Source organism: Acidocella sp. MX-AZ02 (assembly GCF_000306035.1).
Classification (GTDB): Bacteria; Pseudomonadota; Alphaproteobacteria; order Acetobacterales; family Acetobacteraceae; genus Acidocella; species Acidocella facilis.
Genome location: NZ_JH976207.1, coordinates 44,565 through 69,669, shown reverse-complemented (window position 1 = coordinate 69,669; position 25,105 = coordinate 44,565). Strand labels below are relative to the sequence as shown.

Here is a 25,105-nt window from a genome sequence, read left to right as displayed (position 1 = left end):
CCCTGCTGGCCCGCCTGCGGGAGGTGATGCCGGCCTCGCGCTGCTGGGCATGACCCCGCCGGATGCGGCGAAATATGGGCGGCTGGTGATGGAGGGCGGCTATCTCGCCCGCATCGTCGAATATAATGACGCCACCCCGCAAGAGCGCGCGATCACCTTCTGCAATGCCGGCGGCATGGCGGCTTCGGGCCCGGATATGAGACGCTGGCTCGCGCGGGTGGGCAACGACAATACGAAAGGCGAGTTCTATCTCACCGACATCGTCGCACTGGCCCGCCAGGAGGGCGTCAATGTCGCGGCCTTGGACGCGGCGCATGATGAATGTCTCGGGGTGAATTCGCGCGCCGAGCTGGCGCTGGCGGAGGCGGCCTTTCAGAGCCGCGCCAGGAGCCGCTTCATGCGCGACGGCGTGACATTGCAGGCCCCGGATACGGTGTTTTTCGCAGGCGATACGCAAATCGGCGCCGATACGGTGATCGGCCCGCATGTCGTCTTCGGCCCTGGCGTCGCCATCGAGGGGGGCGTGGAGATCAAAGCGTTCTCGCATCTCGAAGGGTGCAGCGTGAAGACCGGCGCCGTGATCGGCCCCTATGCGAGGCTGCGCCCGGGGGCGGAGGTCGGCGAGGACGCGCATGTTGGGAATTTCGTCGAGCTGAAAGCGGCGAAGCTCGGCAAGGGCGCGAAGGCCAATCATCTGACCTATCTCGGCGATGCGGAGATCGGCCCTGGCAGCAATATCGGCGCGGGCACGATCACCTGCAATTACGACGGCAAGGCCAAGCACAAGACCATCATCGGCGCGAAAGCCTTCATCGGCTCGAACAGCGCGCTGGTGGCGCCGGTGCGCATCGGCGATGAAGCGCTGATCGCGGCCGGGTCGGTGATCACGCAAGATGTGCCAGAACAGGCCGTGGCGTTCGGCCGCGCCCGCCAGGTGACGAAGCCGCGCAAGGGCTGAAGCTATGATCGGCGCCGAAACGGCGCCGATGCCTCAGCGCAGATGCAGAGCCTGGAACAGCCTGGCGCTGGCCGGGATGAGGCGGATCAATAGATGCCGCTCGGCCACCGCCAGAGCGATCACCAGCAGCAGGACCAGCAAGACGATCAGCAGCGGGCTGGCTGCCTGTTTGGCCTGGCGTGCGGCCGGGGGCTCATCCTGATCGACGTCCTGGCTGCGCGCCGCCCGCACCAAGCTGGCGAAGCGGTCCGCAACCCCCTCCGGGATCTCGGCCTTGCTGGTATCGGGCTCGGTGTGGCGCGCAGGCGGCACAGCGGCTGCGGCAGCATGGGGGGCCGAGGCCTCCTGACGAAGGGCCGCCTGCATCTCGGCGGCGGCTTCAGGATCGGCCGGCTGACCGAAGCGGCGAGTCGCAGCCTCGCTGGCCGGCATGTCGGGGGTCGGCGCGGCGTCCGGTGGGGCCTCAGGCGATGGGGCTGGCGCAAACGCCCAGCCATGCCCGCATTGTTCGCAGCGCAGGCGGCGCACGCTCTCGCCGAGCAGATTGTCGGGAACGTCATAAAGCGTCTGGCAATTGGGGCAGGCGATCCGCATTGCGTTGCAATGGATGGCATTTTTAGCCTAGCGCCGCAATAACACCTTCAGCCCACAAAGCATTTTGTCGAAAATAAACGCCCCGCAGACCTTGCTGGCCCCCGCCTTGTCGCGGCACTAGTAACGCCATGAGAGGACTGACCTGATGATCAGGTTCGACGATGTCTGGCTGCGTTACCATCATGCGGCGCGGGACGGTGAAGCGGAGGCCCTGCGTGCCGTCAGCTTCGAAATCGAGGAAGGCGGGTTTCGCTGGCTCACCGGCCCCTCCGGGGCCGGAAAGACGAGCCTGTTGAAGCTCATCTATCTGGCCGAGCATCCCGCGCGGGGCCGCATCGAGATCCTTAACACCAGGGCCAACCGGCTGACCCGGCGCGACGCCGCCCTGCTGCGCCGGCGGATCGGCGTGGTGTACCAGGATTTCCGCCTGCTGCCGCAGCTCGATGCCTATGATAACGTGGCGTTGCCGATGCGCCTGGCGCGCCGTGGCGAGGCCCAGGTGAAGGCGGATGTGACGGAGATTTTGCGCTGGGTGGGGCTGGCGCATCGCATGCATGCCCGGCCTGACGAGCTCTCCGGCGGCGAGCAGCAGCGCATTGCCATCGCCAGGGCCGTGGTGGCCCGGCCGCGGCTGCTGGTTGCCGATGAACCGACGGGAAATCTCGATGACGAACAGGCACAACGCCTGATGCTGCTGATCACCGCGCTCAACAAGCTGGGCACGACCGTGGTTGTGGCCACGCATAATGCCGCCCTGGTGGAGCATTATCCGTTTCCCCGCCTGAGCCTGGAAAATGGCCGCCTGGTGCATGATGGCTAGGCATCGCGGAGATCTGCTGGGGCTGCGCTCGGCCTTGTCGGACCGGCTGCTGCCGGTGCTGGTCGGGGCGATGAGCTTTCTCGCCGCGCTGGCGCTCGGCGGCGCGCTCGCCTGCGCGAATTTGGCGCAAAGCTGGCAAGGCGATACCGCCGCCGCCCTGACCATCCAGATCCCGCAGCCGGCCGATCCGGATGCCGGCAACGATGGCACGCGCCTCGCCGCTGTGCAGCGCGCGCTGGCGGCCAACCATGATGTTCAGGATGCGACGGTCCTGACCACGGCGGAGATGAACCGGCTGATCGCGCCCTGGATCGGCGGCGATGCCGCCTCACTCGGGCTGGCCCTGCCCGCGATCATCACCGCGCAATGGGCCGGCAGCGGCAGCAGCGATGCGCTCGCGGCGCAGTTGCAGCAGCTCAGCCCGGGCACGGTGATCCGCACCGGCGCGATCTGGGCGCAGCGCGTCGCCACCTTGACGACCAGCCTGCAAGGCTGCGCCTTGGCGGTGCTGCTGATCGTCGCCCTGGTGGCCGCCGCCGTGGTCGCGGTGGCGACACGCTCCGGCTTGGCGCAATTGCGCGACACGATCGAGATCGTGCACGGGCTGGGCGCGTTGGAGGCGGATATCGCGACACGTTTCGCCGGCCGGGCGACATGGCTGGCCCTGGCCGGCGCGCTGGGCGGGACCGTGCTCGCCGCCCCCGTGCTGGCCTGGCTGGCCTGGCTGGCCAGCCCGTTCACCGGGCCGGCGCATCCGGCAAGCCTGTTCAACCTGCCGCCGGCCCTGCTGGCCCTGCTCCCGCTCCTGCCCGCCTGCGCGGCGCTGATTGGCTGGAGCACAGCCCAGATCACGGTTCGGGGCTGGCTGCGGCGGCTGCCGTGAGCTTGCGCCAGCGCCCGCGCCGCCGCCGCTGGTCGCTCACCCGGCTGCTTTCCCGGGTGATATTGCTGGTGCTCGGCGCCTGGTCGGCCGGATTTCTGGTCTATCTGGGCCTCGTCTTCACGGCCACGCCGCCCAACCCCTTGCCGCCGGCGGATGGCATCGTCGCGCTGACGGGCGGCGATGACCGGATCAGCGCCGCGCTGGCGCTGCTTGCCGAGCATGAGGCGCCGCTGCTGTTGATCTCCGGCGCCGGCAAGGGCACCTATCTCGGCGATTTCACCCAGGATGATCGCAGCGCCGCGACCCGGTATGCCGATGCGATCACGTTGGGGCATATGGCGGCAACCACCCATGATAATGGCGCCGAGACCGCCGCCTGGGCCAAGGCGCACCATATGCGCTCGCTGATCGTGGTCACCGCGGATTACCATATGCCGCGGGCGTTGCTGGAAATTCAGCGCGCCCTGCCCGGCGTGGCGCTGATCCCCGATCCGGTGCGGCCGCCGGCGATGCGCGACCGCTTGACGCTGCCGACAGTTCGATTACTGGCCATCGAATATAGCAAATATCTGGTGGTGCGTGCCGGGCTGGGCGGCCTGTTCAGCACCAACGACGCTGGAGATTATTGACGAACGATGCACCATGTCCGGTCTTTTGCCTTCAACGCCGTTCTCTGGGGCGCGGGCGCGGTGCTCAGCATCTGGTGCACCCTCTTCGGGCGGCATTTCAGGAATGGCATTCTGCGCACCGCACAGCTCTGGACGCGGATCAGCCTGTGGGCGCTGCGATCTTTCTGCGGCGTCAGCCTCGAGGTTCGCGGCCTGGAAAATCTCCCCGCGGGGGGCTGTGTCATCGCCGCGCAGCATCAATCGGCGCTGGACATCCTGCTGTGGATCAGCCTGCTGCCCGCCCCGGCCTTCGTGTTCAAGAAAGAGCTCAAGCGCATCCCGCTATTCGGCGCGCTGCTTGAGCCGAGCGGCATGATTTCGGTTGACCGGAGCGGTGGTCGCAAGGCGTTGCGCGACATGGTCGAGCGTGCGCATCAGGCGGTCGCGGCGGGGCGGCAGGTGGTGATCTTTCCGGAAGGGACACGGGTGGCGCCAGGCGTGCGCGGCGAGCTGCGCCATGGCATCGCCGCCATGGCGCAGGGGCTCTCCGCCCCGTTGCTGCCGGCGACGACCGATTCCGGCCTCCGGTGGGGCCGCAAATCCTTCCAGAAATCCCCGGGGCCGGTACATATCACCATCCACCCGGCGATTTTGCCGGGCCTGAGCCGGGAGGAGCTGCTCGCGACCCTGACGGCGCTGTTTTACGGATGAGCCACGCTTCTTGAGGCGAACAAAGTGAGGCCGAGCAGGATCGCATCCAGGCCGAACGCGCTCTCCAGCCCGAACCGGTTGGAGACGAAGCCGATCATCACCGGCCCGCTGAGAAACCCGGCATAGCCGATGCCGACCACCACCGGCATGGCGTGCTGCACGGACATGCCGGGCACATGCGACGCCGCACTGAACAGCAGCGGCGCCATGTTGCCGGTGCCAAACCCGACCAGGCCGAAACCGATCACCCCCACCCAGCCGATGGGCACGAAAATCGCCAGGGCAAACCCCAGCAGGCTGACCAGCGCGCCCAGCCGCATGATGGAGGTCTGGCCAAACCGCATCGCCAGATGGTCGCCGGTCAGCCGGGCCAGGGACATCATCACGGCAAAGGCGGCAAAGCCCAGCGTCGCCTCATCGATCGGCATATGCCGGGAAAACCGCAGATAGATGGCACTCCAGTCGGTGCAGGCGCCTTCCGTCATGAAGGCGGCGTAGCAGCACAGCCCCAATATCACCGCCCGCCGGTTCGGCCAGACGAACTGGCGCGCAGCCGGCTGAGCATCGGCTGATTTTGGCAGCAGCCGGAAGGATTGTGTCAGCCCGGCCAGCACCATCGCGGCGCTCACCAGGCAAATCACCAAAACCGGCGTGCCCAATTTCAGAAAGACGCTGTCGGCCAGAGCGATCAGCAGCGTGCCGATGCTGTAGCAGGCATGGAAACCCGACATCAGCAGCCGGCCCGATTGCGCCTCGATGGCGGCCCCTTGCGCGTTCATCGCCACATCCAGGAGGCCGAAATTTACGCCATAGGCGAAGAGCAGAAGGGTGAAGATTGCGGGCGATGGCGCCATGCCGAGCAAAGGCAGCATCAGGCCCATCACCAGCCCGCAGGCGATGATACAGCTGCGGCTGCCCCAGCGTTGGATCGCCAGCCCCGCCAGCGGCATGGCGGCGACGCCGCCGGTGCCGCCGGCCAGAAGAATGCCGCCCAGCGTGGCGTCATCCAGCTGAAATCTGATCTTCGTATAGGGAATGAGAAAGGCCCAGACCGAGATCCCGAAACCCGCCACACCGAAGACGAGTTTTACCGTCCAGACCCGCGCTTTCATGGCCGAAACCTATCCCCTCCCCGGACAGCGGACAAGCGCGGGCCCGCCCACAAAAAAGGGGCCGCGCGGCCCCTTTTAAGTCAAATTGGCGGGTATTTATAACGCTCGGCGTCCGGCGATGGCGTGATAGATGACCAGGACAACCACCGCCCCGACAACGGCCACGAACAGCGACCAGAGATTAAATCCTGTCACCGGGACAGCACCTAAAGCCGCGAAAATCCAGCCGCCGACCAGGGCGCCGACAATGCCGAGCACGATATCCAGGACCGGACCGCGGCCGCCATTATCGACAATCAGGCTGGCGATCCAGCCGGCGATCAACCCCAAAACGATCCAACCGACGATTGACATGGTTATGACTCCGGAAAAGTTACTTCATCACCGAAATGGGCGGCGCCCCGCCCTCACACAACCATTGCGTCCAGAACTTCATCCGGCGTTCATATTGAGTTTCAGCTTCCGCGCCTCCAGCCCTTGCCAGACGATCAACACCGGCACCGCGATCACGAAATCCCGCGCGCGGCGCAGCAGCGACAGCGACAAGGCAATGTCCGGCGGAATGCCGAACAATCCGCCCAGCAAGGTATAGGCCACTTCCTGGATGCCAACGCGGCCCGGAATGAAGAAGGCCAGCGCCATGATCGCGTGCAGCATCGCTTCAATACAGACCGCATCGATCCAGGATAAATCCACCCCCAGCGCGTGAAACCCGATATAGGACGCCGTCCCGGTGCCAATCCAGCACAGGAAATGCACGAAGGCCGCCCAGGCGAGACGGTGATGCTGGGTGTACATGCCGTTCAACGAGCTTTGCAGCTTTTCCGCGTGGTCGGCCGCGCTCTGCCCGGTTGTTCCGGCGATGCGGGTTGCGAGGGCCTTAAATAATTTGGTCCCGGAGCCGCGCTGCGCCACGATCAGCCCGACACCCAAAAACATCGCGACGGCCAAGCCGATGGACACCGGCATCAATAATTCCGAGCCCGGCACCTTGTTCGAGAGAATGACCAGCCCCACCCCGACGAACACCAGCTGCGCCAGGAATTCCGTGGTGATGTCGCCCAGCGTCGAGGCCACGGCGTCGGCCGTCGCCACCCCGCCCAGCGTCATCACGCGCGCGCCCAGAACATATCCGCCAACCTGGGAGAAGGGCAGGAACTCGCCGGTCGCGTCGCGCACGGCGCGGCCCCATACGCAGAGCCAGTAAGAGCCTTTCTGCCGTGAGCGCAGCAGGATCCGCCAGCTTCCCCCTAGCCCGAGCAGAATGACCAGCTGGGCCAGCACGAATTCAGCGGTGCCCAGCGCACTGACCGATGCCAGCGCCCGCAACACGTCCGCCGCACCGAAATAGACGATGAGCCCGGTGATGACCGCCAGCCCGGCCAGCGTCAGCACCGCTGGGATAAGTTTGCTTTTTACCGACAAATATTTTCTCAACGTCTCTGAATACGTGATTTCAGTCGCAGGACGGACAGGCCTAGTCGCCCCAGAAACGGCATCGTGCCGGGGCGCTTCAGGCGTGCATCATACCCTGCCATGCGCCTTTTATCCTCTTCCAGGCAGATTTCCAAAAGCTTGGGAAGGTCCATCTCGTCGCTGATCGCCGATGAGCCGTTCATGGTGAAATTGGCATCCGCCCCCTCCAGACCATCCACATCCTTGGCCAAGCCGATCCGCTCATAGAGCAGATAGGCCCACACCGCCCAGATTTTCGCTTCGAACCAGGGCCGGAGATACCATCGCAGATTCGCCCGCCGCCACGCCAACCAGTTGGAGAAAAACAGAATATGTCGGCCTTCCTCCTGCACGACAGGCTCGAATGTCTCAACCAGCTTGGCAGGAAAATAGCCCGAGCGCTTGGCCAGCTCGAACAGCCCGTAAGCGAAAAAACTATCGATACATTCCGAAAACCCGGTGACCAGCCAGCCCCATTCGGCATCGTTGGGCAGCGCATAATCGGGTTCGGGCCGCATCGGGATGCCATAGGCCGCGACCAGCCGGGAGAGCACCTCGCGGTGGCGCGCCTCCTCACCGGACATATGCAGCAACGCCGCGCGCAATGCAGGGTGCGGTACGGTCTGCGCATAAAAGGCGATTCGGGCGGCCGCCTTGATTTCCGTCTGCACGGCGATGTCCCAGATCGGCAGGGCGGTGATCCGGCGTAATGTCTCCGGCTCCAGCATTGGCCAGTCCAGCACCGCCGGTTTGTAGGGATTATAGGTGGCGGCGAGCAGGCTGGTGAACATCCGAAAATGCGCGTCCGACCCGGCCTTGATCGGGCCGGCCTCCGGGAATTGCCAATGCCGTGCCTGGTGATCGGCCGAAACCACCTCATCTTCCGTCGCGGCGGCTTTTGTCGGGATCACACGAATCTCGTTCATCTTCATCCTCGGTGTTGCGCCAAAGGCTGCAATGGGTTCTACAGCCAGTGTCCTGTACGGTATATGGCGCCGGCCGGATGACTGCACAGCACGAGGAAGACGAATTGGCACAGGGTGATCTGGTGCTGGTGACCGGGGCGACCGGCTTTGTCGGGGCCGCCGTCGCCAAGGCGGCGCGCGCGGCGGGGTATCGCGTGCGGGTGACGGCGCGCCAAAGCTCGGACCGGCGCAATCTTGCCGGTCTTGAGGAGCAGGCTGTCTATCTGGATCTCGCCGAGCCCGACAGTTTCCCCGCGGCGCTCAAGGATTGCCGGTATCTCCTGCATGTGGCGGCCGACTACCGGCTCTGGGTGCCCAACGAGGCCGCGATGCGCAAGGTCAATATCGATGGCAGCATCGCCTTGCTGCGGGCCGCGCAGCGCGCCGGGGTGGAGCGCAGCATCTATACCAGCTCGGTCGCGGCCCTTGGGCTCACGGATGACGGCTCACCGGCGGACGAGACCACCCTCATCCTCCCGGCCCACCATGTCGGCGCCTATAAGCGCAGCAAATATGATGCCGAGCAGGAAGTACGCCGCCTGGCGCAGGAGCAGGATATCGTGATCGTGAATCCCTCCACCCCAATCGGCCCGGGCGATGTCAAACCCACACCGACCGGCCAGATGGTGCTGGATGCGGCACGGGGGAAGATGCCCGCCTTTGTCGATACCGGCCTGAATGTCGCGCATGTGGACGATGTCGCGGCCGGACATCTGCTGGCCCTGACCCAGGGCCGCTCCGGCGAGGGCTATATTCTCGGCGGCGAGGATTTGATGCTGCGCGATCTGCTGGCGCTCGTGGCCGAACTCAGCGGCCGCGCCGCGCCAAAACTGCGCCTGCCGCTGGCGCCGCTGATGCCACTCGCCTGGGCGATGGAGCGCATCGCCGAGCGCACTGGCAAGACCCCGCTGATGACACCGGATATTCTTCGCATGGCCAAGAAAAAAATGTTCTTTTCCACGCATAAAGCCCGGACAGAGCTGGGCTACGCCCCGCGCCCGGCGCGCCAGGCGGTAGAGGATGCGCTGATCTGGTTCCGCAAGGAAGGGCGCCTGACATGATCCTGCTGCTGGCCTTCGCGATCTGGCTCTATCTGGCCTTCTTGCATGGGCGGTTCTGGGATTCCGCGCCGGAGCTGCCGGCGGCGGTGCCGTTGGAGACGCCGCAGGTCGACATCATCATTCCCGCGCGCGATGAGGTGGAGACGATCGGTCCGGTCATCGCCTCGCTGCTGGCGCAGGATTATGCCGGGCCGTTTCGCGTCATTCTGGTTGACGACAACTCCACGGACGGCACCGCGGCGGCGGCCGGCGCGGATCCGCGCCTGACCATTCTGACCGGCGCGCCCAAGCCCGCCGGGTGGTCGGGCAAGCTGTGGGCGCTCTCCCAGGGTGTGGCGGCCAGCGAGGCGCCGGTGATCCTGTTCGCGGATGCGGACATCACCCATGACCCACGGCATCTGGCCAGTCTGGTGGCCAAGATGACCAGCGACAGGCTGGACATGGTCTCCGAAATGGTGCGGCTGAACTGCGCCTCCCGGGCGGAAAAATTCCTGATCCCGGCCTTCATCTATTTTTTCCAGATGCTCTATCCTTTCGCGAGGGTGAACGATCCGCGCTCGCGCGTGGCCGCCGCGGCGGGGGGAACCGTGCTGATCAAGCGCGCCGCGCTTGCGCGCATTGGCGGGCTGGAGGCGATGCGCGAGGCGCTGATTGACGACGTGACGCTGGCGGGCAAGGTGAAACAAGCCGGGCCGATCTATCTCGGCCATTCCGGTCTCGCGACCTCGATCCGCCCCTACCCCGCGGCCCGCGATATCTGGGACATGATCGCGCGGACGGCCTTCACCCAGCTGCGCTATTCGGCCCTGCTGCTCGCCGGCACCATCATCGGGCTGGCTCTGGTCTGGCTGGTCTTCCCCTTCGCCGCGCTCTGCACCGGGTTTGGCTGGCGCGCGGCGCTGGGGCTGGCCATCTGGGCGATCGCCGCCCTCACCTATTTCCCCACCCTGGACCGCTATAGGGTGCACCGGGCCTATGCCATCGCCTTGCCCGCCATTGCCCTGTTCTACATGGCCGCCACCATCGGCTCCGCCTGCAACCATTGGCTCGGGCGCGGCGCCAAATGGAAGAGCCGCGCCTATGCCGGGGATAAAGCATGATCGCCAATGACAACACCGCGCCGCGCCTCGCCAGCAAAGATGACAGCGTCGAATCCTGGTCCGGCAAGGATAAGAGCGATGAGAATTTTCCCGTCGCCTCGCTGCTGATCGCCAAACCGCTCCGCGCGCGGGTGCATGCCTATTACGATTTCGCCCGCAATGCCGATGATATTTCCGACAGCGCGACCCTGCCGGCGGCCGACAAGCTCACCAGGCTGGACGCGATGGAAGCGGTGCTGACCGGCGCCACGGATGAAGGCAGCCCCAGCGCCAGGGCGCTGCGCCAGTCTTTGGCGGAGTCCGGCGTGACGGCTGACCATGCCCGCGAATTGCTGGTGGCATTCCGGCGGGACGTGACCAAGCTGCGCTATGAAAGCTGGGAGGAGTTGCTGGATTATTGCCGCTACTCGGCCGCCCCGGTCGGGCGTTATGTGCTCGATGTGCATGGCGAATCCCGGGATACATGGGCGCCGTCGGATGCGCTCTGCGCCAGTTTGCAGGTGCTCAACCATCTGCAGGATTGCGCCAAGGATCTGCGCGCGCTGGACCGTTGTTATGTGCCGCAGGCCTGGTTGCGCGAACAGGGCCTGACCACGGATGACATCGCCCGGCCAGAGACAAGCCCGGCCTTGCGGGCGGTCTTCGACAGGATGCTGGATGCCACGGAGGCGCTGAACCGCGATGCCGCCGCCCTGCCCGGACGGGTCAGATCCCGCCGGCTGCGGATTGAAACCGCGATCATCTGCGCGCTGGCGCGGCGGCTGACATCGTTGTTGCGCGCTGGCGATCCGCTGGCCACGCGGGTCAAGCTGTCCAAATTCGACATTCTCAACGCCAGCCTGAAAGGGCTCAGATACGCGTTATGATCCGCCCCGACGATATCGCCTTCATCACCGCGCTGGTGAAGGCGTCCGGCACCTCATTCTATCACGGCATGAAAATCCTCGCCCCCGAGCGCCGGGATGGGATGTATGCGATCTATGCGTTCTGCCGCATTGTCGATGACATCGCCGATGAGGAGGGGCGGGATTTTCCGACCAAGCAAGCGGAGTTGCAGGGCTGGCGCGAGCGGATTTCCGCGCTGTACGAGCAGGGGATCGCGGACTGTGCCGTCACCCGCGCCTTGCTGAGCGTGATCCAGGATTATCAGCCCCGCCAGGAGGATTTCATCGCCATCATCGATGGCATGGAGATGGATGCGGGGGCGCCGATCATCGCGCCGGATCTGGCGTTTCTTGATCTCTATTGCGACCGTGTCGCCTCCGCCGTCGGGCGGCTCTCGGTGCGGGTGTTTGGCGACGCCTCCCCGGCGGCGGACGACGTCGCCCATGCGCTCGGCCGTGGGCTGCAGCTGACGAATATTCTGCGCGACGTGGCCGAGGACGCGGAACGCGGACGCATTTACCTGCCCGCGGAACATCTTGCCGCGGCCGGGGTGCCGGCCGATCCGGCGCGGATCCTCGATGCCCCCGGCCTGGCGCGGGCCTGCGGCGCGGTTGCGGCCATGGCCGAGCTGAATTTCCGCCGCGCCCATGACGCGATGGCACGCTGCGATGCCAAGGCGATGCGGCCGGCGCGCATGATGGCGGCCAGCTATCGCCCCTTGCTGGCGGAACTCCGGCGGCGACATTTCGACTATCGCCGGGGCCGGGTGAGCCTGCCGAAATGGCGCAAGCTCTGGCTGGCCGCACAGCTTCTGGTGGGCTGAATGAAAATCCAAATCATCGGCGCCGGGCTGGCCGGGCTTTCAGCCGCCTGCGCCCTCACGGAGGCGGGCCATCAGATTATGCTGTCCGAGGCGGCGCCGCAGGCTGGCGGGCGCGCCCGCTCCTATTTCGACAAGCAGCTCGGCTGCCGTATCGATAACGGCAACCATTTGCTGCTGTCCGGCAATAAGGATGCGTTGCGGTATCTACGCCGGATCGGCGCCGAGCACACACTCACCGGGCCGGACGAGGCAAATTTTCCGTTTCACGACCTAAAAACCAATCGCGGCTGGACGCTGAGGCTGAATCACGGCCGGATTCCCTGGTGGATCGCCGCGCCGAGCCGGCGCGTGCCGGGCACACGCCTCGCGGATTATCTTGCCTTGAAGAGATTGCTGCAGGCGCGCCCTGGTGATCTGGTCGAGCCACTGGTCGGGCACGGGCCGCTTTATGAACGCCTGCTGGAGCCGCTGGCCATCGCCGCCCTCAACACCATGCCGGACATCGCCGCCGCCCAGCCTTTGGGCGCGGTGCTGGCGGAAACCGTGGAGCGCGGCGGTTTTGCCGCCTTGCCACGCTGGGCCAGGCTGGGGCTTTCAGAAAGCTTCGTGGACCCGGCCTTGGCCTGGCTGCAGCAGCGCGGCGCTGAATTGCGGTTTGGCGAGCGCGTCACCCACCTCCCCCCGAACCAGCCGACAATCCTGGCGGTTCCGCCCTGGGTTGCGAAAGAGCTGATGCCGGAGCTGGACGTGCCCGATGCGTTCGAATCGATCTGCAACCTGCATTTCAAAACGCCGCGCGGGCCGGCGGAGGCGACGTTCCATGGCGTCATTGGCGGGCTGACGGAATGGATCTTCCTGCGCGAGACTGTGATTTCCGTCACCATCTCGGCCGCCAACCGCCATGCGCATCTGGGGCAGGAGGCCATCGCGGCACAGGTCTGGCAGGAGGTCTGCCAGGTTCTGGGCCAAACCCTGAAGCTGCCGCCGTATCGGGTGCTGTGGGAAAAGCGCGCCACATTCGCCTGCACCCCCGCGCAGCTGGCCAAGCGGCCAGGACCGCGCAGCCCCCGCCCCTTGGTTGCGCTGGCCGGGGATTGGACCGACACGGGCCTGCCGGCGACGATTGAAGGCGCCATCCGCTCGGGCGAGGCCGCGGCAAAGGCCCTGCTGAGCCAGATCTAATCTCAGCCATGCTCGCATAGGCACTGGAAAACCGCGAAAAAAACTGCCAAAGCCGCTCCGATGAACGCCATTCTGGACGATGCGATTGAACAGGCCCGCGCCTCCCTGCGCACAGAGCAGCGCGCCGATGGGCATTATTGCTACGAGCTGGAAGCCGACGCCACGATTCCCGCCGAATATGTGCTGCTCGAGCATTATCTCGACCGCATCGATGACGGGCTGCAAGCCAAGATCGGCGTCTATCTGCGCCGGATCCAGGGCGACTATCCCGGTTGTGACGGCGGCTGGCCGTTGTTTCACGGCGGCAAAATGGATCTCTCCTGTTCGGTGAAGGCGTATTTCGCGCTGAAGGCGATCGGCGACAGCCCCGAGGCGCCGCATATGCGCCGCGCCAGAGCCGCGATACGGGCGGCCGGCGGCGCCGAGCGCAGCAATGTTTTCACCCGCTTTCAGATGGCGCTGTTTGGTGCCGTGCCCTGGACGGCCTGCCCCGTCATCCCGGTGGAAGCGGTATTGATGCCGGACTGGTTCCCCTTCACGATGCGCAAGGTATCCTACTGGTCGCGCACCGTGATGGTGCCACTGATGGTCTTGGCCGCGGTGAAGCCACGAGCGCGCAATCCCCGCCAGGTCCGCATCGACGAGCTGTTCGTCACCCCGCCCGATCAGGTGAAGGACTGGATCCGCGGCCCCTACAAATCCGCCTGGGGCCCAGCCTTCAAGATATTGGACGATGTGCTGCGGATCGCCGAACCGGCCTTCCCGACCCGCACCCGCGAAAAGGCCGTGCGCAAGGCGATCGATTGGAGCATTGAGCGGCTCAACGGTGAGGATGGGCTCGGCGCCATCTATCCGGCAATGGCCAATGCCACGATGATGTTCGACCATTTCGGCGATGCCGCGCATTTTGACATCGCCTGGAACGCGGTTCGCAAGCTGCTCGTGGTCGGCGAGACCGAAGCCTATTGCCAGCCTTGCCTGTCACCCATTTGGGATACGGCGCTCGCCGGACACGCCTTGGCGGAAGCCGGAGACAAGGACGCGCTTGCCGCCGCCTGCGATTGGCTGATCCCGCGCCAGGAACTGGAGCTTGTCGGTGACTGGGCCGATAACACGCCAGGCACACGCCCCGGCGGATGGGCTTTCCAGTACAACAACCCGCATTACCCCGATGTTGATGACACCGCCGTGGTCGCGATGCTGCTGCACCGCGCCGGCGATCCGAAATATGCCGAAAGCATTGCCCGCGCGCGGGAATGGATCATCGGCATGCAATCGACCAACGGCGCCTGGGGCGCCTTCGATATCAACAACGACCGGCAATATCTCAACCATATCCCGTTTGCGGATCATGGCGCGCTGCTCGACCCGCCGACCGAGGATGTCTCCGCGCGCTGCATCTCTTTTCTCGCGCAGCTTGGCCACGCCGAGGACCAGCCCGCGATCCAGCGCGGGATTGCCTACCTGAGAGAAACGCAGAAGCCTGACGGCTCCTGGTTTGGGCGCTGGGGCACGAATTATATCTACGGCACCTGGTCGGTGCTGTGCGCCTTGAATGCCGCCAGAATTCCGCATGACGATCCGATGATGGAAAAGGCGGCGGCGTGGCTTATTTCCAAACAGCGCCAAGATGGCGGATGGGGTGAGGATTGCGAGACCTACGCAGACGCGCCTTCGGGGGAATTCCACGGCGTTGCCGCCCAGAGCCTACCGAGCCAGACGGCCTGGGCGCTGCTCGGCCTGATGGCGGCAGGATTGGTGGAGCATGAAGCCGTGCACCGTGGCATCCAATATCTGCAATCGACACAAGGCAGCGATGGAAGCTGGAGCGAAGCACCTTATAATGCCGTCGGGTTTCCGCGCGTCTTCTATCTGAAATATCACGGCTATCCGCGTTTCTTCCCGGTTCTGGCGCTCAGCCGCTATCAAAGGCTGATTGCGCGAAATGATCGCCATGTCGAATTTGGCTTCTGACAACGGAAAAGAGAGCAACAGGACAAACACACCAAAATCGTCTTGATTTTTAAACAGAATCTCGCCTAACGTAACGTAACTTTCTCTTCACGTTGTTTGTTTTGGCGGTTACGCTCGATTTCATGGATGATATTCGACTCGCTTCGATTTTCCGGCCTGAAAACCAATTCAAAGCTTGGACGAACATCATCTCCATCGACGAAACCGCGATTACGCTCGAAGCTCTTTTTCAGAGAGAGCAGGCTCTTCCCGGGGTCATCATCGAGGAAAACAACCAAAGCCGTATCCTGTTAAGCCGCCGGGTTTTTCTCGCGGTGATCAGCCGGCCATTTGGGCGGGAAGTTTTTTTAAAACGCCCCTTACGGGAGTTGATCGTATCGGCGAAGCCGGAAACGCTCATTTTAAGCGAGGATACACCGCTTTCCGTAGCGTGCCGCGCAGCCCTGGCGAGATGCGATTCAAACCGGTTCGAGCCTTTCATAATGATGAGCGGCGCGTCAGCGTTTATTATCGAGTTGGCGGATCTACTGTTAGCGCAAGCCGACGCGTTGGAAAAAACCGTTTTTGAAAAGAGCCTACTTGCGGAAACGGCAACGCAGACGGCGAGCGACTTAAAGCAAGCGCTGCAGGAACAGCATCAACTGGCCGAAGAACTCGAGCGGGCCAGGACACTCGCCGAGTATGATGCAACGCACGACTCCCTGACAGGGTTGCTGAACCGCAAAGGCTTCTTTGCAGAAATGCGGGCCGCGATGGCGGCGAAGGCGAGCGGCCGCGGTCCGGATTACGGCCTGCTGTTTCTTGACCTTGATCGCTTCAAACTCATCAATGACAGTTTGGGGCATCATAGAGGCAACGAACTTCTGATCCAGGTGGCTGAAAGATTGTCAGCCCTGGCCACACGGTGCAATCCCTCAGCACGCCAGGACGCGTCCTCACAGGATAAATGCATTGTCGGCCGGCATTCCGGTGATGAATTCGTTTTGCTGCAGAGCATAGACGAGGATCCTGATGCGATTTTAAAAACAGCACAGACCTTGCTGGCGTCTCTTACCGCCCCCTACATGCTGGGCGGCAAGCCTTATACAGTCGGCGTCAGCATCGGGCTCGTCAGCGCCCTCAGCCATTACCAGGACCACGAGCCCGCGCTGCGCGACGCCGATATCGCCATGTATGAGGCGAAGCGGCATAAGGAACAGCCGATTGTTCGCTTCGAATCGCCAATGCACAAGACGGTCGAGCGGCGCGTTGAGCTTGAAGCCGAACTCAGGGAGGCTGTTCAACGCAACGAGCTTGTGCTGCATTATCAACCCATCATCGATACGTTCACCGGCGACGTCTTTGCCTATGAGGGGTTATTGCGCTGGCAAAGAGAGCGGGACATCGTTCCGCCGAGCGAATTCATTTCCGTGGCCGAGGAGACCGGGCTGATCAACGAAATTGGCCTGCATGTCATGAGATCCGCATGCCACTGGATGAAAAGCCACACGCAAAAAGGTGGCAATGCAAATAGCCTGGTCAGTTTGAATATCTCTGCGGTGCAGTTGGCGAACACCGAACTCCCCGCTCAACTCGAAGCGATCTGCTTGAACGAAGCCGTGCCGACAAGCCGGTTTATTCTTGAAGTCACGGAACAATCCGCGATGTCCTATCCCGAACGTTCCCTGAACATTCTTGAGGATTTGAAGCAGCGCGGCTTCCGCCTGGCTCTCGACGATTTCGGAACCGGATATTCTTCATTAAGCTGGCTGCATAAATACCCCTTCGATCTTTTAAAAGTCGATCGCTCGCTGATTGCTGGGGTCGGTCAAACCGCCAACTCAGAGAAAATGGCGGCCGGTATTTTGCATCTTTCTAAAATTCTTGGCTTGCACGTGATTGCGGAAGGGGTGGAGCGGCTTTCGCAAAAGCAGACTCTCAACGAGACGGGGTTTCAATTGATGCAGGGCTACCATTTCGGCCGCCCTGCGCCATCTTGGCCGATCGAAGCCAGCCAGTTTTAAAAGCTTCCGTTATTCAACCGGCCGGCACGCGGATAGTTTTTGAAAAACGTGAGGCGCCAATTCTTTCTTACAGATCAGCAGGTCCGGCAGATAAGGATCGGCGTTGTTATAGACCAGATCAGTTCCGTCCACGCGTGAGGCATGCAGTCCAGCCGCCAAAGCAACAGCTGCCGGGGCGCAATTATCCCATTCATACTGCCCTCCCGTGTGGAGATAGATATCGGCATCACCACGCAGAACCGCCATCGCCTTGGCGCCCGCAGAGCCCATCGGCACCAACTCAGCCCCCAGAGCCTCGGCGACATCAAGCGCTTCCTTGGCCGGCCGCGACCGGCTGACCAGCATTCGCAATTTTTCAGGGCTCTGCTTTACGTCCTGAGGTTCGGAGAGCATGACCACACCGCTTGCGGGAAGAGCGACCGCGCCAATTTTGGCCACGCCATTGATCGCGAGGCCGACATGAACCGCCCAATCATCGCGGCCTTCGGCATATTCGCGCGTACCATCCAACGGATCGACGATCCAGACACGCTCCGCCTGCAGCCGGGAGGGATTGTCTCTTTCCTCTTCAGAGAGCACAGCATCATCAGGACGATTTTCCGCAAGCGCCTCCATGATGAAGGCATTCGCGACGCGATCCCCGGCCTTTCCCAACGCCTTGCCGGAGAACAAGTTCGTCCCCCGCAGCTCAAGCAACAATTTCCCCGCCGCCTCCGCGATGGCCTTGGCCAATTCAAGATCTGTCACGGAATCAGCCTTTCCACGATCATATCCGCGGCTTCTTCAGGCGTCATCCTGGACGTATCGATACGAATCTCTGGATCGAGCGGCGCCTCATAGGGGCTGTCGATCCCGGTGAAATTCTTCAATTCGCCGGATCGCGCCTTCTTATACAGCCCTTTTACATCCCGCCGTTCCGCCTCTTCCAAGGCCGTATCAACAAACACTTCGACGAACTCATTCGGCGCCATCATCTGCCGCACCATGTCGCGCTCCGAGCGGAACGGCGAAATGAAGGCGGTGATGACGATCAACCCGGCATCCGTCATCAGCTTCGCGACCTCACCGACGCGGCGAATATTTTCGATACGGTCCGCCTGGGTGAAGCCAAGATTCTTGTTCAAGCCATGACGAACATTGTCACCATCGAGCAGGAATGTATGCCGGTTCATCCGGACCAGCTTTTTCTCGACCAGATTGGCAATCGTGCTCTTCCCTGCCCCGGAAAGCCCCGTGAACCAAAGCACCACTGGCTTTTGATTTTTCAGGCTGGCGCGAACATCCCGCGACACATCCAGCGCTTGCCAATGCACATTTTGAGACCGCCTGAGAGAGAAATGCAGCATCCCGGCAGCAACAGTCGCGTTCGTCATCTTTTCGATGATGATGAAGCCACCCAGCGTTCGGTTGGTCTCGTAGGCTTCGAACGGGATCGCGCGATCGGTGGTGATATTCGCGACGCCGATCGCGTTCAACTCAAGCGTCTTGACCGCCGTCCGCTCCAGCGTATTGACGTTGATCTGATATTTGGGCGCCTGGATTGAAGCCGAAACAATCTGTGTTCCGATCTTCATCCAATAGGACCGGCCAGGCGTCATCATCTCGTCGGCCATCCAGACGATCGTCGCTTCAAATTGGTCGGCAACCTGCACCGGTTCATCGGCCGAGGTGATCACATCGCCGCGCGAGCAATCGATTTCGTCGGTCAGGCACAGCGTCACGGACTGGCCGGCGACAGCCTGCTCGAGATCCCCGTCGAATGTCACGATCCGATCGATCGAAGAGGTCTTTCCGGACGGCAGGACACGGATGGCATCACCGCGCTTGACGAGGCCCGTCGCGACGAGACCGGAGAAGCCGCGGAAATCCAAATTCGGCCGGTTCACCCATTGCACCGGCATGCGAAACGCCTTGCCCTGGTCCGCCGTCACATCCAGTTCAACATTTTCCAGAAGCTCGACCAGAGGCACGCCCGTATACCAGGGCGTGTTCTTGGAGCGCTCGGTGATATTGTCGCCCACATATCCGGAGATCGGCATGGGGGTGAATGACTTGATCCCTATGCTTTGCGAAAAGCTTTTATATTCTTCGACGATGCGATCATATGTCTGCTGATCATATCCGATCAGATCCATCTTGTTCACCGCCAGCACGAGGTGGCGGATGCCGATGAGATGGGCCAGATAAGAGTGGCGGCGGGTCTGGGTCAAAATGCCCTTGCGCGCATCCACGAGAATGATGGCAAGATCAGCCGTGGAGGCGCCCGTCACCATGTTTCGCGTATATTGCTCGTGACCTGGCGTGTCGGCGACGATGAATTTCCGCTTTTCGGTCGCAAAGAACCGATAGGCGACGTCGATGGTGATCCCTTGTTCGCGTTCGGCCGCGAGGCCATCAACCAGCAATGCAAAATCGATATTCTGCCCTTGCGTACCGATTTTTTTGGAATCGGACTCAAGCGCCGCCAGCTGATCCTCGAAGATCATTTTTGAATCATACAGCAGGCGCCCGATCAGAGTCGATTTTCCGTCATCGACGGAACCGCAGGTGATGAAGCGCAGCAGGGATTTATGCTGATGCTGCAGGAGATAAGCGTCAATATCCTCGGCGATCAGCGCATCGACCTTATAGGAGCCGGTCTGAATTTCGGGCATCAGAAATATCCCTCCTGCTTCTTCTTTTCCATGCTGGCACCACCTGCATCCTTGTCGATCACACGCCCCTGCCGTTCGGAGGTGGTGGTGAGCAGGGTTTCCTGGATCACTTCACTGATGGACTGAGCCTTGCTTTCAACCGCACCCGACAGAGGATAGCAGCCGAGCGTGCGAAACCGGACGGATTTCATAACCGGCGTTTCACCATCGCGCAGGCGAAACCGGTCATCATCGACCATGATCAACAACCCGTCACGCTCCACGACAGGGCGTTCAGCCGCGAAATAAAGCGGCACGATCGGGATGCGCTCCAGCTGGATATATTGCCAGATATCCAGCTCGGTCCAGTTGGATATGGGAAAAACGCGAATGCTTTCGCCCTTGTTTTTCTTGGCGTTATAGAGATTCCACAATTCCGGCCGCTGCGCCTTCGGGTCCCAGCGATGGTTGGCTGACCGGAAAGAGAAAATCCGCTCTTTCGCGCGGCTCTTCTCCTCGTCCCGGCGCGCGCCGCCGAAGGCCGCGTCAAACCCGTATTTGTCGAGCGCCTGCTTCAGCCCCTCGGTCTTCCACATATCCGTGTGCAAGGGGCCGTGATCGAAAGGATTGATGCCTTTCTCTTTCGCTTCCGGATTTTGATAGACGAGCAGCTCCATGCCGCTCTCTTTGGCCATGCGGTCCCGCAGCTCATACATGGCCTTGAACTTCCAGGTCGTATCGACATGGAGAAGCGGAAATGGCGGGGGCGAGGGGTAGAATGCCTTGCGGGCGAGATGCAGCATCACCGCGCTGTCTTTGCCCACGGAGTACAGCATGACGGGGTTTTCACTCTCCGCCACCACCTCACGCATGATATGAATCGCCTCGGCTTCCAGGCGCTGCAAATGCGTCAAAATTTGCGGCGCGGCCGTCGCGGGCAGATCAGGTGTCTTCAACAAAGCGCACTCCTGGGAAGCTGGCATTCGATCAATTTAGGCCTTCATACAGGCTGCGCAATGCACCGGCTGAACCGCTCTGGCAAGCCCAAACACGAATTCCCTACAGGATTCAGGAGCTTATTGCCGACCGGCGACATCTCGTGCGATTTTTTTGCCCCACGCGCCGCAACAAGGGGCGTTTTTTCTGGACCAATATCACCCGCCAGCCGGGGCTTGGGTTTACCGGGCGGCTCGTCTATTTCCCTCAGGGCAGTTATCGGTCGAAGAGGGAACATCATGGAAGGCGTCTTGGTTACCGGAGGCGGGCGGCGGCTGGGCGGCATCATCGCGCGGCATCTGGGCACAAGCGAACGCCATGTCTTCGTGCATTACCACAAGGCCGCCGAGGGAGCTGACCAGGTTGTCCGCGACATTATCGCCGCCGGTGGACATGCCAGCGCGGTCGGCGCCGATCTGGGCGATGCGGAACAGGTCGAGGCGGCCTTCCGCCAATGTGACAGCATCTGCCCCATCGGCCTGCTGATCAACAGCGCCTCCGGCTTTGACTATGACAGCGCGGTTTCGGTGACGCCGGCGGGGCTGGACGCGCATATGCGGGTCAATCTCTTCGCCCCGGCGCTGCTCACCCAATTTATGTATAAATCCCTGGTCAGCCGGAATCGGGCCGGCGTTGCGATCAGCATCGTCGATAACAAGGTGTTTGGCCTCAACCCGGATTACTTTTCCTATAGCCTGTCGAAAATCGCGCTGCATGGCATGATCCAGATGCACGCCATGGCCTTGGCGCCAACGCTGCGCGTCGCCGGCATTGCACCCGGCCTGACCCTGATCAGCAAATTGCAGTCGGAAGCGGAGTTCGAGCGCAGCCATCGCAATAACCTGATGGGCCAGGGCTGTACGCCGGATCAGATTTTGAACGCGATCGATTTTATTCTCGCCAGCCCCGCCTTCCATGGCCAGACGCTGGTGATCGATGGCGGGCAGGTGCTGCAGCGCCAGGGGCGGGATGTCGTCTTCCTGGAAAACCCGTCTTTGGCCGTACCGTGAGGCTGGCGTTGCGAGTCATGGCGTTCACGGCTAAGCAAACCGGGTCACGTGTCTCAAGGGTCAATTAACTTGCAGAACCGCCTTCGCGCCTTCGGCGCCCTCGCCGCCCTTTCCCTGCTCACCGGCTGCGGTGTCGGCCACTCTCTCGGACATGAGTTGCTCGGCTTGAATGACGGCAGCCCGACCTCCGGAACGGTGCCCTCCCAGTTCGGTTACGCCGTGGCCGATGCGCCCGAGGCGGCGGTGATTGGGCGTGATATCCTGAACCGTGGCGGCAATGCGGTTGACGCGGCGGCGGCTGAAGGCTTCGCCCAGGCGGTGACCCTGCCCTCCCGCAGCGGGCTCGGCGGCGGCGGTGCCTGCATCATCAAGATGCCCGGCCCGGATGGGAAAATGCAGAAGCCGGTCATGCTGAGCTTCCCTGCTGGGCTTCCAGCACAGACGAGCGGCGACCGCCCGGCCGCCGTGCCGCTGCTGGCGCGCGGACTCCTGGCGATGCAGGTGCGCTATGGCCAATTGCCGCTATCTTCCGTGATTGTCCCGGCCGAACGGCTGGCCGGGGGGGCCCCGGTCTCGCAGGCCCTGGAGAGTGATCTCCAGGTGGTGGGCAACGCCCTGCTGGCAGACCCGCAGGCTGCGGCGGTGTTCGCCCCCGGCGGCACCTTGCTGGCGGCGGGCGCCAATTTGCAGCAGCCCGACCTCGCCGCGACGCTGGAGAGCCTGCGTGTGAACGGCGTCAACGGGCTCTATGCGGGCATGGGGGCGGCGCAATTCGCAAAGGCCGCCGACCAGGCCGGCGGCGGCCTGACCACAGGCGATCTTGTGAATGCGACACCGCACTATGGCGCGCCGGACATAACGCAGCAGGGGGGATATCAGGTCGCCAGCCTGCCCGTATCGCCTGACGCTGCCGGACGGGCGCTGCCCGCCTCGGCCAGCTTCATGGCTTTGGACAAAAAGGGCGGCGCGGTGATTTGCGTGACCTCGATGAATAATCTCTTTGGCACGGGGCGGATTGCGCCGGGCACCGGCATCTTGCTGGCCGCCTCGCCCAGGACCGCCCCAACGCCGGATCTGGCTGCCGAGATGGCCTATACCGGCGGCAATGATGCCTTCCGGGCGGCGGCCACCGGCACCGGGCAGAACGCCGCGGCGGCGGCCGCGCGCATTGGTCTGGACAATGCGTTGACCGGCCAAAACGCCCCCATCCCCGCCCCTGGCCGCGCCAACATCATCTCCTGCCCGAACAATGTCCCGGGTGGCGAGGCCAGCTGCCGCGCCAGCACGGCGCCGGGCGCCAACGGACTGGCCATCGGCGGGCGCTGAATTGGCCCTGAAAATCGGCGCGGGACGGCTCGTCCCGCCCTTTCAGGTGATGGATGTCATCCTCGCCGCCAACCAGCGCGCGGCAAGCCTGCAAGCCGGTGAGGCGAAGATTTTACGCATGGAGGTCGGTCAACCGGGGACCGGCCTGCCCAGCGGGGCGCGTGAGGCCGTTGAGGCCGCGCTGCGGAGCGGCGCCGCCTTGGGCTATACTGACGGGCTGGGCCTGCCATCGCTGAAAGCCCGGATCGCCCGGCATATCGCCGAATGGTACGGCATAGAGGTGCCGCCCAACCGCATCGCGGTGACCGTCGGCGCCTCGGGCGGATTTCCCCTGGCCTTTCTGTCCAGCTTCGATGTTGGCGACGTGGTCGCGCTCGCGGCCCCCTACTACCCGCCTTATTACAATATTTTACTGGCACTTGGGCTGCGGCCGCTGGTCCTGCCCTGCGGCATCGAGACAGGGTTTCAGCCGACGGTGGAAATGCTCGACGCCCTGCCCCGCAAGCCTGATGGGCTGATCGTCGCCAGCCCGGCGAACCCCACCGGCTCGATGCTCCCGGCGGACAAGCTGGCAGCGCTTTGCCATTATTGCGATGCGGCCGGGATTCGCCTGATCTCGGACGAGATCTATCACGGCCTCACTTACGGCAAGCCGCAGGCCTCAGCCGCCCAGTTTTCTGCGAGTGCTATCGTCATCAACTCGTTTTCCAAGTATTTTTCCATGACCGGCTGGCGGATCGGCTGGATGGTGCTGCCCGAGGACATGGTGCGCATCACCGAGCGCCTCGCCCAGAATATGTTCATCTGCCCGCCCCATATCGCGCAGGTGGCGGCCGAGGCCGCCATGGATTGCCGGGTGGAACTGGAAGCGAATCGCGCCGGCTACGCCCATGCCCGGGAGCTGCTGATGGCGGGGTTGCGGGAGGCCGGCTTCTCCACATTCTCCCCGCCCGATGGGGCCTTCTACCTTTACGCCGACATCGAAGGCCGGGCGCAGGACAGTGCCACCTTCTGCGCGCGCTTGCTGGCGGCGCAGAATATCGCCGCGACGCCGGGGCTGGATTTCGACGCGCAACGCGGCGGCCGGTATTTCCGCCTCAGCTATTGCGGGCCTTTGGAGGATGTCAAAGAGGCCATCACCAGGCTGAAACAGCTCGGCTGAGTTTATTTACTCGCGAGTAAATAAAGGCTATCCAAAGCGTCGGGCATCGCATATCAAGGATGACCCTTCGAGGGACAGTTCAGAGGTATCAAAATGAAATTGCTGGTCGCCGTGAAGCGGGTGGTCGACTATAACGTCAAGGTTCGCGTCAAATCCGATGGGTCTGGCGTGGAAACCGCCGGCGTGAAAATGTCGATGAACCCCTTCGATGAAATCGCCGTGGAAGAAGCCGTTCGCCTGAAGGAAAAGGGCATCGCGTCTGAGATCATCGCGGTCTCGATCGGCGTGACCCAGGCCCAGGAAACCATCCGGACCGCGCTGGCCATGGGCGCTGACCGGGGCATTCTGGTGGAAACCGAAACTGCCGTTGAACCTTTGGCCGTCGCCAAGATCCTGAAGGAAGTGGCGCTGAAGGAAGATGTTGAGGCGGTGATCCTCGGCAAACAGGCGATCGACGATGACATGAACGCAACCGGGCAGATGCTCGCCGCCCTGCTCGACTGGCCGCAGGCGACATTCGCCTCCAAGGTTGAGATCGCCGATGGCGCCGCGACCGTGACCCGCGAAATCGACGGCGGCCTGGAGACGGTGAAACTGACCCTGCCGGCCGTCATCACCGCGGATTTGCGGCTGAATGAGCCGCGCTACGCGTCGCTGCCGAACATCATGAAAGCCCGCAAAAAAACCATCGATACGCTCAAGCCGGCCGATCTTAACGTGGATATCACGCCACGTTTGACCTTGATCAATGTCAGCGAGCCACCGACGCGCAAAGCTGGCATCAAGGTGCCGGACGTGGCCAGCCTGGTCGAGAAACTCCGCAACGAAGCAAAGGTGATCTGAT

The 25,105-nt window shown here is 63.0% G+C and carries 23 protein-coding genes and 1 pseudogene; 16 read left to right on the top strand and 8 right to left on the bottom strand.

The features are described from left to right. A pseudogene (gene glmU / locus MXAZACID_RS00355) lies at positions 1–958 on the top strand (bifunctional UDP-N-acetylglucosamine diphosphorylase/glucosamine-1-phosphate N-acetyltransferase GlmU); the annotation flags it as partial. Between the two features lie 33 nt (positions 959–991). On the opposite strand, the gene MXAZACID_RS00350 reads toward glmU, so the two are convergent. Beyond that, entirely contained in the window at positions 992–1,552 is a 561-nt protein-coding gene (locus MXAZACID_RS00350; RefSeq protein ID WP_008491990.1) for a zinc-ribbon domain-containing protein, read from the bottom strand. A 145-nt stretch (positions 1,553–1,697) separates the two neighbouring features. On the opposite strand from MXAZACID_RS00350, the gene ftsE reads away from it, so the two are divergent. From ftsE to MXAZACID_RS00330, 4 genes are read left to right on the top strand one after another with little or no spacing between them, the layout of a single operon-like run. After that, complete coding sequence (ftsE, locus tag MXAZACID_RS00345) at positions 1,698–2,372, top strand: cell division ATP-binding protein FtsE (protein ID WP_008491989.1); 675 nt, start codon at positions 1,698–1,700, stop codon at positions 2,370–2,372. Beyond that, entirely contained in the window at positions 2,365–3,255 is an 891-nt protein-coding gene (locus MXAZACID_RS00340; protein WP_026440325.1) for an ABC transporter permease, read from the top strand. The genes ftsE and MXAZACID_RS00340 overlap by 8 nt, the downstream gene beginning before the upstream one ends. Then, on the top strand, positions 3,252–3,884 hold the full coding sequence (locus MXAZACID_RS00335; RefSeq protein ID WP_008491987.1) for a YdcF family protein: 633 nt from the start codon (positions 3,252–3,254) through the stop codon (positions 3,882–3,884). Before MXAZACID_RS00340 ends, MXAZACID_RS00335 begins: the two co-directional genes overlap by 4 nt. 60 nt (positions 3,885–3,944) lie before the next feature. After that, positions 3,945–4,574, top strand: a complete 630-nt coding sequence (locus MXAZACID_RS00330) for a 1-acyl-sn-glycerol-3-phosphate acyltransferase (protein ID WP_205619707.1) — start codon at positions 3,945–3,947, stop codon at positions 4,572–4,574. Here MXAZACID_RS00330 and MXAZACID_RS00325 read toward each other — a convergent pair. From MXAZACID_RS00325 to MXAZACID_RS00310, 4 genes are all read right to left on the bottom strand, one after another. Continuing rightward, positions 4,565–5,686, bottom strand: coding sequence for an MFS transporter (locus MXAZACID_RS00325; RefSeq protein WP_008491984.1), 1,122 nt, complete (start codon positions 5,684–5,686; stop codon positions 4,565–4,567). The two genes, MXAZACID_RS00330 and MXAZACID_RS00325, sit on opposite strands and share 10 nt — an antisense overlap. Positions 5,687–5,782: 96 nt before the next feature. Next, positions 5,783–6,040, bottom strand: a complete 258-nt coding sequence (locus MXAZACID_RS00320; protein ID WP_008491983.1) for a GlsB/YeaQ/YmgE family stress response membrane protein — start codon at positions 6,038–6,040, stop codon at positions 5,783–5,785. Positions 6,041–6,118: 78 nt separating this feature from the next. Continuing rightward, positions 6,119–7,111 carry a lysylphosphatidylglycerol synthase domain-containing protein gene (locus MXAZACID_RS00315; RefSeq protein ID WP_144052588.1) on the bottom strand — a complete coding sequence of 331 codons (993 nt, stop codon included), beginning with the start codon at positions 7,109–7,111 and terminating at the stop codon, positions 6,119–6,121. Between the two features lie 8 nt (positions 7,112–7,119). Then, the gene (locus tag MXAZACID_RS00310) at positions 7,120–8,067 is read right to left on the bottom strand and encodes a ferritin-like domain-containing protein (RefSeq protein ID WP_008491981.1); all 948 of its coding nucleotides are present in this window, start codon (positions 8,065–8,067) and stop codon (positions 7,120–7,122) included. A 77-nt stretch (positions 8,068–8,144) separates the two neighbouring features. Between MXAZACID_RS00310 and hpnA the strand changes: the two genes are divergently transcribed. From hpnA to MXAZACID_RS00275, 7 genes are all read left to right on the top strand, one after another. After that, positions 8,145–9,167, top strand: a complete 1,023-nt coding sequence (hpnA, locus tag MXAZACID_RS00305; protein ID WP_051060115.1) for a hopanoid-associated sugar epimerase — start codon at positions 8,145–8,147, stop codon at positions 9,165–9,167. Continuing rightward, positions 9,164–10,267 carry a glycosyltransferase gene (locus MXAZACID_RS00300; protein WP_008491979.1) on the top strand — a complete coding sequence of 368 codons (1,104 nt, stop codon included), beginning with the start codon at positions 9,164–9,166 and terminating at the stop codon, positions 10,265–10,267. Before hpnA ends, MXAZACID_RS00300 begins: the two co-directional genes overlap by 4 nt. Continuing rightward, entirely contained in the window at positions 10,264–11,133 is an 870-nt protein-coding gene (gene hpnC, locus MXAZACID_RS00295; RefSeq protein WP_008491978.1) for a squalene synthase HpnC, read from the top strand. The genes MXAZACID_RS00300 and hpnC overlap by 4 nt, the downstream gene beginning before the upstream one ends. Next, the gene (hpnD, locus tag MXAZACID_RS18595; RefSeq protein WP_008491976.1) at positions 11,130–11,975 is read left to right on the top strand and encodes a presqualene diphosphate synthase HpnD; all 846 of its coding nucleotides are present in this window, start codon (positions 11,130–11,132) and stop codon (positions 11,973–11,975) included. Before hpnC ends, hpnD begins: the two co-directional genes overlap by 4 nt. Beyond that, positions 11,976–13,157 carry a hydroxysqualene dehydroxylase HpnE gene (hpnE, locus tag MXAZACID_RS18590; protein ID WP_008491975.1) on the top strand — a complete coding sequence of 394 codons (1,182 nt, stop codon included), beginning with the start codon at positions 11,976–11,978 and terminating at the stop codon, positions 13,155–13,157. Between the two features lie 60 nt (positions 13,158–13,217). After that, on the top strand, positions 13,218–15,131 hold the full coding sequence (gene shc, locus MXAZACID_RS00280) for a squalene--hopene cyclase (RefSeq protein ID WP_008491974.1): 1,914 nt from the start codon (positions 13,218–13,220) through the stop codon (positions 15,129–15,131). A 122-nt stretch (positions 15,132–15,253) separates the two neighbouring features. Then, positions 15,254–17,134: a bifunctional diguanylate cyclase/phosphodiesterase gene (locus tag MXAZACID_RS00275; RefSeq protein WP_144052587.1), complete on the top strand. Its 1,881-nt coding sequence runs from the start codon at positions 15,254–15,256 to the stop codon at positions 17,132–17,134. 9 nt (positions 17,135–17,143) lie between these two features. On the opposite strand, the gene MXAZACID_RS00270 is transcribed toward MXAZACID_RS00275, so the two are convergent. Genes MXAZACID_RS00270 through cysD form a run of 3 tightly spaced genes read right to left on the bottom strand, consistent with a single transcriptional unit; the run spans position 17,144 to position 20,726 of the window. Continuing rightward, on the bottom strand, positions 17,144–17,881 hold the full coding sequence (locus MXAZACID_RS00270; protein ID WP_008491972.1) for a 3'(2'),5'-bisphosphate nucleotidase CysQ: 738 nt from the start codon (positions 17,879–17,881) through the stop codon (positions 17,144–17,146). After that, positions 17,878–19,788, bottom strand: coding sequence for a sulfate adenylyltransferase subunit CysN (gene cysN, locus MXAZACID_RS00265; protein WP_008491970.1), 1,911 nt, complete (start codon positions 19,786–19,788; stop codon positions 17,878–17,880). The genes MXAZACID_RS00270 and cysN overlap by 4 nt, the downstream gene beginning before the upstream one ends. Further along, positions 19,788–20,726, bottom strand: a complete 939-nt coding sequence (cysD, locus tag MXAZACID_RS00260; RefSeq protein WP_008491968.1) for a sulfate adenylyltransferase subunit CysD — start codon at positions 20,724–20,726, stop codon at positions 19,788–19,790. The genes cysN and cysD overlap by 1 nt, the downstream gene beginning before the upstream one ends. Between cysD and MXAZACID_RS00255 the strand changes: the two genes are divergently transcribed. From MXAZACID_RS00255 to MXAZACID_RS00240, 4 genes are all read left to right on the top strand, one after another. Beyond that, positions 20,643–21,773 (top strand): SDR family NAD(P)-dependent oxidoreductase, encoded by a 1,131-nt coding sequence (locus tag MXAZACID_RS00255; protein WP_083878541.1) that lies wholly within the window; start codon positions 20,643–20,645, stop codon positions 21,771–21,773. The genes cysD and MXAZACID_RS00255 overlap by 84 nt on opposite strands. A gap of 69 nt (positions 21,774–21,842) precedes the next feature. Continuing rightward, positions 21,843–23,099 carry a gamma-glutamyltransferase gene (locus tag MXAZACID_RS00250; RefSeq protein WP_008491966.1) on the top strand — a complete coding sequence of 419 codons (1,257 nt, stop codon included), beginning with the start codon at positions 21,843–21,845 and terminating at the stop codon, positions 23,097–23,099. 1 nt (position 23,100) lies between these two features. Continuing rightward, positions 23,101–24,261, top strand: coding sequence for a pyridoxal phosphate-dependent aminotransferase (locus MXAZACID_RS00245; protein ID WP_008491965.1), 1,161 nt, complete (start codon positions 23,101–23,103; stop codon positions 24,259–24,261). A gap of 93 nt (positions 24,262–24,354) precedes the next feature. Beyond that, the gene (locus tag MXAZACID_RS00240) at positions 24,355–25,104 is read left to right on the top strand and encodes an electron transfer flavoprotein subunit beta/FixA family protein (RefSeq protein ID WP_008491964.1); all 750 of its coding nucleotides are present in this window, start codon (positions 24,355–24,357) and stop codon (positions 25,102–25,104) included. The last annotated feature ends 1 nt before the right edge of the window (position 25,105 follow it).

Bases quoted from the DNA above. Each gene is read 5' to 3' on its own strand.
- MXAZACID_RS00350 (WP_008491990.1), bottom strand. From the start codon at position 1,552: ATGCGGATCGCCTGCCCCAATTGCCAGACGCTTTATGACGTTCCCGAC.
- ftsE (WP_008491989.1), top strand. From the start codon at position 1,698: ATGATCAGGTTCGACGATGTCTGGCTGCGTTACCATCATGCGGCGCGG.
- MXAZACID_RS00340 (WP_026440325.1), top strand. From the start codon at position 2,365: ATGGCTAGGCATCGCGGAGATCTGCTGGGGCTGCGCTCGGCCTTGTCG.
- MXAZACID_RS00325 (WP_008491984.1), bottom strand. From the start codon at position 5,686: ATGAAAGCGCGGGTCTGGACGGTAAAACTCGTCTTCGGTGTGGCGGGT.
- MXAZACID_RS00320 (WP_008491983.1), bottom strand. From the start codon at position 6,040: ATGTCAATCGTCGGTTGGATCGTTTTGGGGTTGATCGCCGGCTGGATC.
- MXAZACID_RS00310 (WP_008491981.1), bottom strand. From the start codon at position 8,067: ATGAACGAGATTCGTGTGATCCCGACAAAAGCCGCCGCGACGGAAGAT.
- hpnA (WP_051060115.1), top strand. From the start codon at position 8,145: ATGACTGCACAGCACGAGGAAGACGAATTGGCACAGGGTGATCTGGTG.
- MXAZACID_RS00300 (WP_008491979.1), top strand. From the start codon at position 9,164: ATGATCCTGCTGCTGGCCTTCGCGATCTGGCTCTATCTGGCCTTCTTG.
- hpnC (WP_008491978.1), top strand. From the start codon at position 10,264: ATGATCGCCAATGACAACACCGCGCCGCGCCTCGCCAGCAAAGATGAC.
- hpnD (WP_008491976.1), top strand. From the start codon at position 11,130: ATGATCCGCCCCGACGATATCGCCTTCATCACCGCGCTGGTGAAGGCG.
- hpnE (WP_008491975.1), top strand. From the start codon at position 11,976: ATGAAAATCCAAATCATCGGCGCCGGGCTGGCCGGGCTTTCAGCCGCC.
- shc (WP_008491974.1), top strand. From the start codon at position 13,218: ATGAACGCCATTCTGGACGATGCGATTGAACAGGCCCGCGCCTCCCTG.
- MXAZACID_RS00275 (WP_144052587.1), top strand. From the start codon at position 15,254: ATGGATGATATTCGACTCGCTTCGATTTTCCGGCCTGAAAACCAATTC.
- cysN (WP_008491970.1), bottom strand. From the start codon at position 19,788: ATGCCCGAAATTCAGACCGGCTCCTATAAGGTCGATGCGCTGATCGCC.
- MXAZACID_RS00255 (WP_083878541.1), top strand. From the start codon at position 20,643: ATGAATCGCCTCGGCTTCCAGGCGCTGCAAATGCGTCAAAATTTGCGG.
- MXAZACID_RS00240 (WP_008491964.1), top strand. From the start codon at position 24,355: ATGAAATTGCTGGTCGCCGTGAAGCGGGTGGTCGACTATAACGTCAAG.